Source organism: Pedobacter sp. 01N416 (genome assembly GCF_056399685.1).
The window spans coordinates 1-11,294 of sequence record NZ_JBFTRT010000097.1; the positions used below are offsets into that span (position 1 = coordinate 1).

An 11,294-nucleotide genomic window follows, 5' to 3' on the forward strand; every position below is an offset into this window, starting at 1 on the left:
GTGACTGCAGAGCCCAGTTTCAGCTCAGTAGGCAGAAAATATGGTGTTCCGGTATCGCTATAGCTCATTTTTGTCCCGATGTTGGATATATTTACCCCCATCGACCAATCTGCAGGCCCTCCGAACAACATCACCCCGGTACGGTAGATCCCAGATATATCGGCTGCCAAGGCTCTTCCAGGCCCGGCCTGCACCCCTGAACTTGTCATCCCWGTAWAMAGACTGCTRTTGATGAAACGGATACTGCCACCCAGTGCGAATTCTTTTCCAAAACTCCTSGCATARCTGATATCGGCCGCAAACTCTGTTGGGCGGGCCGTTCCCAATCCCTGTGCGTTATCATCGGTAAGGCTAACTGCGCCCATAGAAAAATACCTCAAAGAAGCCCCTATGGTATTGCGTTCGTCCAGCTTACGGTAGCCGCTCAGGTAGGCAAGGTTCATGTCCGGCACCAGGTTCCTCATCCACGGGGTATAGGTTAAACCAATCCCTGTCGACCCCAAGGGCAAGTAGGCCATCGATGCGGCATTAATGGCCGCAGAATGGGCATCAGCTTCAACCGCCACCCCGGCATTTCCCATACCAGCAATGCGGGCACCCGGTGTGATCCGTAAAAAGGGAGCTGCAGCGATCAGACTGTTAGATCTGGCATCATTGTCGATTTTTCCTGCCTGCTGGGCATCTACGTTTGTAATAACTAAAGTTAGCAGGGCCAAAAGGAAAAATATTCTGTTCATCGGTTATGAGTTAAAATTTTCAGTTCTTATTATCAAAAAACAACCATCACCGCTACTGCTATTAATCTTTTATGCTGCACCAGCCAAATATCTCCGGTTAGATATTACACTCATCTAATTACAGTATTACCTGAAAGGCATATCGCGAATGATACTGTCTATTTCAGGCAATACAGTAATTCTTCTTGATTTCAACAGGACGATTTCTTTCAAGAAGTTACATGCAACAAAAACTCTTTTATAGGTTTTTTGGTTAGTTGGTTACCCCGAATAATTTATTCGTTTGTTTTCTAATAAAATGATTAAAGGATGTTGGTATAGATCTTAGTTAGAGACCTTTATCAAAACTAAGCACATTTGATTTAAGTCAATTTAAAAACACCGCACAAACGTTTGTTTACCGATAGATCTACAATAATGTGGCGTTTAAGCGGTGTTAATATCCCTGATAATGCAACCGCATTTGCTTTAAAATTTTTAAATAAAGGTACAATGTGATTCAGGAGAAATAGAAAAACAGTAAATTATATTCAGCATAGCCCAGCTCGTGGGTTAATGCACAATTACCCAGCTTATTTCCGAAATAGGTGTCGTTTGTAAATTTATTATTACAAAAACAAAAGATGATCGAAATAATATAGTATGGTAAAAAACAAGAGATCGATTCGATATTGGATTATTGGCAGTCAACATTTTAAAGCAAAATTTAAAGTAGCGGATTAAACGCAAACGTTTGTGCTTTGTTTAATATTTAAGATGGATGGCATAATATGTAAATTACTTTAACCCTAATTGAGTTTCTTATGACAAAAATTTTATTGCCTATCTTTTTCTTAATGTTTCTTTCAAAACTATCTATCGCCCAAAATAATATCATTCCACTTCCCGAAAGCTATAAAGCAAACGGCCAACGTTTTAACATAAATAAAGGAACTAAGATTTATTACCAAAATGGATTGAAAGAACAGGCAACACTTTTAGCATCGGCATTAAGTCCTGCCACTGGTTTCGACTTTGAATTAAAAGAGGTTAAAACTTTACCATCAAACGGGATAGTTTTAGTTGTCTCAAAAAATGCCGGTAAGAGCAGAGAATCCTATACATTATCGGTGAATAATCAACAGGTTAAAATTGCCGGGAACAGCAGCGCAGGTACACTCTATGGCATTCAAACTTTATTACAGATGTTGYCTGTCGAAATTTATAATAAGGAACGCCAAAAGAACAAAATCTGGACAATTGATGGTGCCATAATTAATGACGCCCCAGCCTACGCTTGGCGTGGTATGATGCTTGATGTTTCGAGGTATTTTTTTAGTAAAGAATATGTTTTAAAGTTTATCGACTTAATGGCGATGTATAAGATGAATGTATTGCATTTCCATTTAATTGACGATGCGGGTTGGCGATTGGAAATTATCAAATACCCCAAATTAACTTCAATAGGTGGATGGCGTGGTTTGGGCGCTGAAAAAACAGGTGGATATTATACTCAAAAAGACATTAGGGAAATTATAGCTTATGCGGCTAAACGAAATGTAGAAGTGGTACCAGAAATTGAGCTGCCAGCACATACTTTAGCTGCAATAGTAGCCTACCCTTACCTCGGCTGTACAAACCAGCAGTTCGTAATGCCAACACAACACTCTATTAGTAAAGAAATTTATTGTGTAGGTAAAGAGCGTACCTTTGAGTTTCTTGAAGATGTATTTAAAGAAACAACTGCGCTTTTTCCTTCAAAATATATTCATATCGGTGGCGATGAGGCCAATTACAGCAGATGGAAAGAATGCACTGATTGCCAAAAGAAAAAAAACGAACTGGGACTGAAGAATGAATCAGAACTGCAGGTATATTTCAATAACAGGGTACAGTCTATATTAAAAAAATATGGGAAAACTTTAGTCGGCTGGGATGAAGCAATTGAAGATGGCTTAAAGGAAAAAATGGTTGGAATGATCTGGAATGACAAGAAAAAAATTGCCAAAGCTGTAGAACAAGGACACAGCATTGTACAATCGCTAACTGCTTATTGTTATTTTGATATGCTTGAGAAAAACATTCCAGGCGAGGTACAAACAGCTTCATGGGCCGGGCCGGTTTCTTTAGAGCGTGTGTATTCCTTCAACCCCATGTTGGATGGTTTAGATGAAAAATACAGAAGCCAAATATTAGGTGCATCAGGCACTTTGTGGGCAGACCAGTTTATACATGGCAACAAACTGGCCGAAATGGTTCCATTGAACGAAAACCGCTCTGAGCAATATTTTGACTATTTGGCTTTGCCACGCCTAAGTGCATTGGCAGAAGTTTGCTGGACACCTGTAAAACTAAAAAACTGGACGGCATTTGAAAGTAGAATGAGTACACATTACCAACGCTACCAAAATGCAGGTTATGGTTTTAGGCTACCACAACCAAAACTGGTGAGTAATACAAAGGTTGATAGTACTTACACCATCACGCTACAAAATGTAGTTAAGGGTGCTGAAATACGCTATACTACTGATGGGTCTTTTCCAACACCTTATGCTACAGTATATACTCACCCCATCAAAATAACAAATCTCAGCAATTTCTGGGCTATAACAGTATTAAACAGGCAACAGTATTCGTTACCTTTCTATTTTCCAGACAAATACGATCGTTTCAAAAAACTTGGTGTCTTAGCTGCAGAATGGGGGCCATCCAACATTAAGGAAAAGGATTTTACAACTTTAGAGATCAATGCAACTGGAACAGTAAATGCCAACGGCAATTTTATTTTAACGTTTCAATATATTGGTGGCGAAAGCAGATTGGATATTAATTCTATCAGCATATACAAAAATGGAAATAAATTGGCCGAGGAAACACTTAACGGCTATGCTGGTACCAGCACAAAAAACAATAGTTATCCTTTTACGATCAATAATTATGAAACCGGTGCCGCATTTACCATTAAAGCCAATATAAAAGGTCAGATAAGTAATGACTCTAAGGGAGCTATTTTTATAAAAAAGGTAGATTAACTTTTAAACTGAGTGCTTTTGCACTAAACCTTAAATATTTGATCTAAAGTAAAAAGATAGCAGCAACAGCAATGTTTATTATTTTGCGAACAGAATAAATTCAATGCTGTAGATAGTAGGTATTCAAAGCTCATAGTCTGCCTTAACTAGTCCATAAAACAGGCAAAAGAAATCAATAACCATTCAGCTTACAAAACTGAATGGTTAAAAGATGCTTTAATAAGATTTTAATGGAGCACTACGTCTTTCTGGTCTCCTAAATAATAATATTCCCTGTGTAGCTGCTCATTGCGATAGACTGCCTATCATCTGCGATTAAATGAAACCGGTTAAAACCGACATAAACGTTCTCGTTTTCCTTTTAAGTATTGAAATTTAATCGGACAAAGAATTCGTAGCCTATTTATAACCATGAGCCATATTAACTACCCAAAATGTACTCAAATTTGGGTAGTTAATCGTTAATGCTTTTACCTTTCGAAGAGTAGATCTGTTTAAGTAAAGATTTAAAACAAAAAGCAAAAATTACCTATTTTTAACTAGCTTAGTTAACTCCGTACCAGCCAATAAAAAAGCTCCTACTCCATAAACTGCAGTCATATCTTCAGTTACTTTCTGCGGGTCAGCACCTACTGGTTGCACCCAGCCTAATTTACCATTAGGAAACACTGATTTTATCATGGATTGCCATCCTTTTTCTACCACTGGTTGATATTTTGCTTTATTTAAATAACCATTATTAATACCCCATGCCAAAGCATAAACGTAAAAACCAGTGCAGCTCATTTCGGGATTTGGATAGCTCTCGGGATCTAATAAACTGGCATGCCAGTATCCATTTTTATCCTGAAGACTAGCTATTTTTTTTGCCATTTCTACAAATAGATTTTCGTAAAACTTCTTGTTTTTAAAATCGGCTGGTAACTCTTTAATGATGAGCGGTAATCCAGCTAAAACCCAGCCGTTACCACGTCCCCAGAATACGGGTTGACCATTTTTTTCTTTCTTTGAAAAATATTCATCATCTCTAAAAAATAAATGATGCTCTTTATTGTAAAGGTAATTATAGGAAAGCTGGTACTCCTTATCCATAAATTCAAGGTATGTTTTCTTTCCGGTTATGTTTGCCATTTTCGCCCATACAGTTGGTCCCATAAACAAAGCGTCGCACCAGCTCCAGCGCTCAGTACAATAATTACCCGGTTCGAAAGTGTGTTTCAGATCTCGTTGGGAAGGATATTTCAAGATAAAATCAAAATAACGCTCTATCGGGCGGTACATACTTTTATTGTTGAAAACACGAGACATTTCTGCATACATCATCCCAACCGCATAATCATCGGCATGGTAACGCATATCCGGGTTTGCATCGAGTTTTTGTGCCCACCGTAATTTATCACCTACTGATTTTAGCCAATTAAAACAGGTAGTATCATTGGTAGCTTTTGCATATTCTACCATCCCTGAGTAAAGTGCACCATAGGTCCAATCAGCAGTTTCTCTTCCTTCAGTTTCTTTCATTTGCCAATTTGCAACAACACTCATTGCATCATTAACAGCTTGTTTAGTGAGGTTTGCAGCAGGTTTTTCTTTCAATAAACCTAATTTTATCTGGCTGTTGTAATCTGTAAATCCAGGGTAGCGGTCATTCTGCATCCATAAGATTTGTAATTCTTTGCTGCTGTCCATCCCCCTTATCGCAAACGGACGCACATTATCTTTTTTCGAATTCTGGGTAACCGCTACTGATGTCCAGGTTTTGCCATTATCGGCAGTTTCATATTTAAAAATTTCAAAAACATTATTAACCGGACGTGAGAGGTATACAGTATTCGGATTTTCATGGTCAATATTGATCCCACCCGAATAATGTGGTTCATTTATGCGGTCTTCTTTCTTTTCATATTGACGGGGAAAGCTACTGCCCGCATTACAGATTTTGTAATCTTCCCAAATGGTGCCATTCCATCTGGCATACCAATATTGATGCGTGGTTTCCTCCGGTAAGCGCGTATATACTAAAATTGGTTTTCCTGCAGCATCCAATGCTATATCCCAGATCCATGCGCGTACACCAAAACGTGTTTTTTCATACAGGGCCTTGGCATCATATACAAGGTCACACATCTCGTGTTTTAAGGGAAGTGTTTTCATCGTACCGATTTCTGTTCCGTTGGCCTTGTAAAACTTACCACCCTTATATTTTAGGTAATAAATACTGTTCAATGGCTCATCACGGGGATGCCCGTCGGTAAAAGCAAAATGGATTTCATCTTTACCGTTAGTGGTATATTTTATATAAGGACGGTTGCTAACAACTCCATTCGAACTTACCAAAGTCAGAATATCTGACCATGTTTTGCCAAGATCATCAGAATAAATAAAGGTTGGTTTTGAATCGCCCCCACGCCAAAACAGGAAAATACGGTTGTTTTCTTTCGACAGCATAATCGGGTTGGTGTAGGTGAAGCCCCTCCAGCCTACCGAGTTTTTCGAATAGGTTTGTACTTCCTGCCACTCTGAGATATCTTCAGGGTTCTTGGTTACTCTAAAATAGTTTTTGCTGCCCTCGCCGCCGTGTGGCGAATAAAAAACCATAATCCGTTTATCTGGCAGCAGTAAAAAAGAAGGGTTGGCATGATCATCTTTAACAAATTTGGGATGCAGATTAACTTCCTTTATCTGTTTTGTTTCTGTATTGTAGCTGCCCACCATAATACTACCATCTGTTGAAACCCAGCCTCCAATAACCTGTTTCGATCTGCCTTCCACATAAATAGCACGTGGATCTGAAAACCAGCACCAGGCACCGTCTTTTGAAAGGGTTTTGTAGAAATCTTGTGATTTTTGTCCGAATACGTTTATTGATACCAATAAAGCAAGGGCAATCAACATGTTGCTTTTCATTTATAATTCGTTGTATATTATTATAAAAATTAACTATTTTACTTATAGGTCGGCAATTTCTCTCCAAAGACTACCTCCTATTGTTCTTAATTAACAATTGGGCTGGTATTCTTATATACAAATAGTGGATGTTAGGATCAACATCCACTATTTGTGTTTTTAGAAATATCGTCTGCTACGCTTAATGTAACTAAACTTTATAATACTGCTCCCATCCTTTACGCGGCGGTGGACCGATCAACAGTTCGTTTGCATTTTTACTACTGGTAATTTTCTTCCTTTTCCTGTCGAAAACTATTTTTTCTCCTGTCCACTGTGCCAATACGCCGAGGCAGAATACCTGGCTTAACGGTCCTGCAATATCAAAAGAAGAACGGGTCTGCTCCTCTCCCTTACATGCTTTCAGGAAATTGGCAAAATGATTTGATGGGCTCAAGGGCACAACAGGTAAGCGGGAAGCCATTTCCTTTGCTTTTTCTTCAGGAATAATGGATAATGTACTGCCATGCGAACCGCCTTTAAAAGTGAGGTCTTTGCCGTAAATAATTTTACCCGGATTTAATTTAGCTGCAGTAATAGCGCCATTGCTTGGTGGTGGAATATTGGGATCGAGCCCTTGTACACCATAGCCGGCCGGTATTGGCGGAAGATTGTCTATTCCATCATACCACTTTACTTCAACGGGCGGCATACTGCCACGTTTAGGAAACTTGAACGAAAGTGTCGATGACATCGGATAGAAAAAGTTATTGTGCCCATCCAGCTTGATCGGGTCTACTTCATAAGGGAGACCGAGATCGAGAAACTGGTGCGAAGTATCTAGGATATGTGCCCCCCAATCGCCCAAAGCGCCCATACCAAAATCGAACCAGCAGCGCCATTGGCCGTTCACAAAATCTTTGTTATACTGGTGCCCCTGGGTCTGCATCTGCCAGATGTTCCAGTCGAGGGTATCGGGAATAGTTTCTGCCGGTGGGAACGAAGTAATCTTAGTATCCCAGCCATGCCAGCGCCTCGGCATATTCATGTGTGCCGTAATGGCCGTTACATCTTTAATGATGCCTGCCTCTACCCATGATTTATACTGGAAATAATTGGCTTCCGAATGCCCCTGGTTACCCATCTGGGTCACTACTTTCGGGTTTTTCCTTGCCGCTTTCATCATCAGTTCAACCTCATTGAAGGTACGGGCCATGGGTTTCTCCACATACACATGTTTACCAAGGCCAATAGCCATCATGGTAATCGGAAAATGCGAGAAATCGGGCGTACCAATAGAAACCGCTTCGATCTGGCTGCCCATTTTATCGAACATCTGCCTAAAATCTTTAAAACGCGGTACGTTTGGGAACATTTTCAGAATGGCCAGGGTATGTGGCGCCTCCATATCCACATCACACAGGGCGACAATATTGGCAAGGCCTGTATTGTGAAGTTCGCGGATAATATCGCCCCCACGGTTGCCGATGCCGATACAGGCAAGGTTTACTTTTTCGGCAGTACCAAAGCGGGAAGGATTCTGCCCATTTGCAAATAAAAAACCCGGCATTGCCGCAGCAGTAGAAGCCAGTAAAGCTTGTTTTAAAAACCTTCTTCTGGCGTTGTTATTATCGGTCATATAAAAAGATTGTTATGGTTGATCAATTAAACTATTGACTATCGTGATTTCAGCTCCCTGATTTTAATGCTCCTGAAGCTTACTTCGTTGCCATGGTCCTGTATTAAGATATATCCTTTTTGTGCTTCGCCAAAACCTGGCCATACCTTGTATTTGCTCTGCGCAACCAGGTCGCGGAAAGCCTGCGATCCGCGGTCGTACTCCAATACTTTCACCCCGTTCAGGTAATGCTCCACATGGTTGTTGGGATAAACAATTACACGGCCGGTATTCCAGTTTCCCGGCTGACTGAAGTAGCGTTCTGTCTTTTTCGCTTTGATCAGATCGTACAGCGAACTAAGCGTACGGTTACCATCCCTGCCCAGTTTGGCATCGGGATGCAGGTTATCATCAAGCAACTGATATTCAAGTCCTATCGCAGAGCCACTGTTGTTTTCTTTTAAAGTTACAAAATATTTGAAACCACTGTTTGCGCCTTTGCTTAATTTAAAATCGAAGGAAAGATCGAATGCGGCATACTGCCCTTTGCTTACAATATCACCTCCATTTGCCGATTCATCACCATTTGACGGCAATACGCTCAAAAGGCCATTTTTCACTTCCCAGCCCTTATCGGGAAAAGCCTTTTTATAGGCACCTATCCAGCCATCGGTACTTTTGCCATCAAACAATAATTTCCAGCCACTCTCCTTTTCATAACCTGAAAGGCTATTGGCAACCAGGTTAACCACGTAAATACCCTTTGGAAAAGCAAGCGGTTTGATGTTTTTGGTCTGGATACGGATATTCTTCCAGAAAATATTGATCCCGGCGTGTTCAGGCCGGCCGATACCATGTACCTGCAGGGCAATTATACCCTGGTTGGCCGTTAGCGAATCAACCAGGTAAGAAACAGGTTGATCATCCAGCCAGGTTTTTACGCTGTTACCGATACATTCTATGCGGACTTTATGAAAAACATTTGGCGAGAAAAACAGCTGTCCTTTTGGGTTGTTCGACACCGGATAAAGCCAGCTTCTTCTGCCCTCTTCATAAATACCACCGGTCCACTTGCGGACCGAAGGATCAAATTCGTACTGGTAGCCATATATCAATCCTTTCCCATTATTCGCTGCGGCATCGAAATTACTTTTAAACTGTACGCCCGAATTGGTGTTCGTATCAGTCATCATCGCTTCCATTTCCAATATAAAATCACCTGTAAAGCGCTTTTCGCAGGCCAGGAATGAATTAGGTGACTTTGCTGTTGTGGTACCGACGATCATGCCGTTTTTCACTGTATAGCTGGCCGAACCGGTCACCTGTTTCCAGCCATTAAGTGTTTTGCCATCGAACAGCGACTGCCAGTTATCCGACTGTGCAGCAGCATTTAATGTGATCAGTAAAAAAAAGACAGTTACAATTTGTTTCATTTTTGTTTGTTGGTTGATTATTTAAGATTAATGCTAATTTTCTGGTATAGGTTTGTTATCATAAACTACTGGTACCTGCCGTTGTAGCCAAATGGTCATCCATGCTGATCCCATACGGCTGGCAATAGCCTCTTCTCTGCCCGGATAGCTGTTTTCCTGATCGCCTGCATAAGTGTGTCCATCTGCAAAACGCTTTTGCTGTTCAAGTACCTTATCCATATGCAGTTTAGCCCAGTATTCTCCTTTATGTTTTTGGGCAAGATTATCCCAGCCATAAGTGAGTGCGGCAATATCGAGGTTAGCATAATTATCGTAAACACCCTGGCCCCAGTCTGACCCTTCCGGGTAATAAACATCAGCAGTGCCTTCACGGTACATGGTACCGCCGGGAGCTTTATAGGGCGGTGATGAAAACGGATGTGCGGTTACCGAATAATAAATTTTATCAAGATTGAAGCGCGCGGCTTCTGGTGTCATCTTTTTAGCTAAAGAAAACACAATCGGGGCATTTATCATGGATGCAATTGCATTGTATTGCGGATGGATGATACCATGATTGATCACAAAACCCGGTTCTTCCATATTGGAGCCCTGTACCCATTGGCTAACGGGCCGTCCGTGTACAATCCGCGAATTATGCAGATCGGAAGGCAAGGCCGTTGAGGCCATCAGATATTCGACAGCCTTATGCAACCATTTACCCGAATGCGGGTGGCTTGGCAACATTACCGCTGCCAAATACAATAGCTCTGCATTCCAGGCATCTTCCTCAATTTTAGAATCACCAGGGAATAATACTTTACCAGTACTGTCTTTATAATAAAGTGGAACTACACTAAGAAAACGATCTGCTTCCGAAATGATCATCCCGGTGATGTAAGTCTGATCTTTTTTGGATAAATCATCCCATAAAAGCCAGGCGGCGTATCCCGAATAATAAGCCCAGTGGGCCGCCTGCCAATCGCCGCCCCATACCTTTCGCTTCTGGTTCGCTTTGTGATCGTAAGCCACAGCACTTACCATTTGGATGGTTTTGTTTTTAGCCTCCTGTAAAGAAACTCCTGTTACGGCAGGATCGTATATACCTGTTTTGATGGCAATCGCAATACCGAACGACATGGCCGCCGGAAAACGGTAGCGGTATTCGTTCACCTTTGATTTGCTTTTCAGATCAAGGTAACCGCTCGAATCTGGCTGGTATTTTTTTATATCCCAATACCAGGTTGTTAATGCAAATTTATTGGCATTCAGGAGGCTTGTTTGTACAACTTTTGCCAGTTGATCATGAGGTGCTTTTTTTTGGAAACTGCTCCAGTTAACCGGCATCACTTCTATCGTGTTTTTGGCTAATAGACCTGATTGGCTATGTGCAATTTTTGTACTGAATAAAAAAGGGATTAGAAAAAGTAATAAGCGAGGTTTGCGCATTTGATAGTCTTCGATTTGTTCTTATATCTGCCCATTTTGAAGTGCATGCTTTATAAAAAACTGGTTCATGGGTTTATTTGGTTATTGATAATTTCGGTTAGTTGTTTGGTCAGGTTAGCTTGTAAATTTCCTTAATTAGCTGGTTATTGTGTGGGGAAAATCTTAAACAAATGGTATGAAA

At 40.8% G+C, this 11,294-nt stretch carries 6 protein-coding genes; 1 reads left to right on the forward strand and 5 read right to left on the reverse strand.

What is annotated here, in order from left to right:
* Positions 1 to 737, reverse strand: a 737-nt coding sequence (locus AC1DND_RS07735; RefSeq protein ID WP_477580512.1) for a PorV/PorQ family protein, incomplete at its 3' end; no start/stop codon positions are given.
* Positions 738 to 1,540: 803 nt separating this feature from the next.
* Here AC1DND_RS07735 and AC1DND_RS07740 point away from each other — a divergent pair.
* Complete coding sequence (locus tag AC1DND_RS07740; RefSeq protein ID WP_477580514.1) at positions 1,541 to 3,748, forward strand: beta-N-acetylhexosaminidase; 2,208 nt, start codon at positions 1,541 to 1,543, stop codon at positions 3,746 to 3,748.
* A gap of 525 nt (positions 3,749 to 4,273) precedes the next feature.
* Here AC1DND_RS07740 and AC1DND_RS07745 read toward each other — a convergent pair.
* The 4 genes from AC1DND_RS07745 to AC1DND_RS07760 form a co-directional block, all read right to left on the reverse strand.
* Positions 4,274 to 6,655, reverse strand: a complete 2,382-nt coding sequence (locus AC1DND_RS07745) for a glycoside hydrolase family 88 protein (RefSeq protein WP_477580516.1) — start codon at positions 6,653 to 6,655, stop codon at positions 4,274 to 4,276.
* A 190-nt stretch (positions 6,656 to 6,845) separates the two neighbouring features.
* Positions 6,846 to 8,273 carry a Gfo/Idh/MocA family protein gene (locus tag AC1DND_RS07750; protein WP_477580518.1) on the reverse strand — a complete coding sequence of 476 codons (1,428 nt, stop codon included), beginning with the start codon at positions 8,271 to 8,273 and terminating at the stop codon, positions 6,846 to 6,848.
* 38 nt (positions 8,274 to 8,311) lie between these two features.
* Positions 8,312 to 9,685: a 3-keto-disaccharide hydrolase gene (locus tag AC1DND_RS07755; protein WP_477580520.1), complete on the reverse strand. Its 1,374-nt coding sequence runs from the start codon at positions 9,683 to 9,685 to the stop codon at positions 8,312 to 8,314.
* A gap of 33 nt (positions 9,686 to 9,718) precedes the next feature.
* Positions 9,719 to 11,113 carry a hypothetical protein gene (locus tag AC1DND_RS07760; protein ID WP_477580522.1) on the reverse strand — a complete coding sequence of 465 codons (1,395 nt, stop codon included), beginning with the start codon at positions 11,111 to 11,113 and terminating at the stop codon, positions 9,719 to 9,721.
* Positions 11,114 to 11,294: the final 181 nt, after the last annotated feature.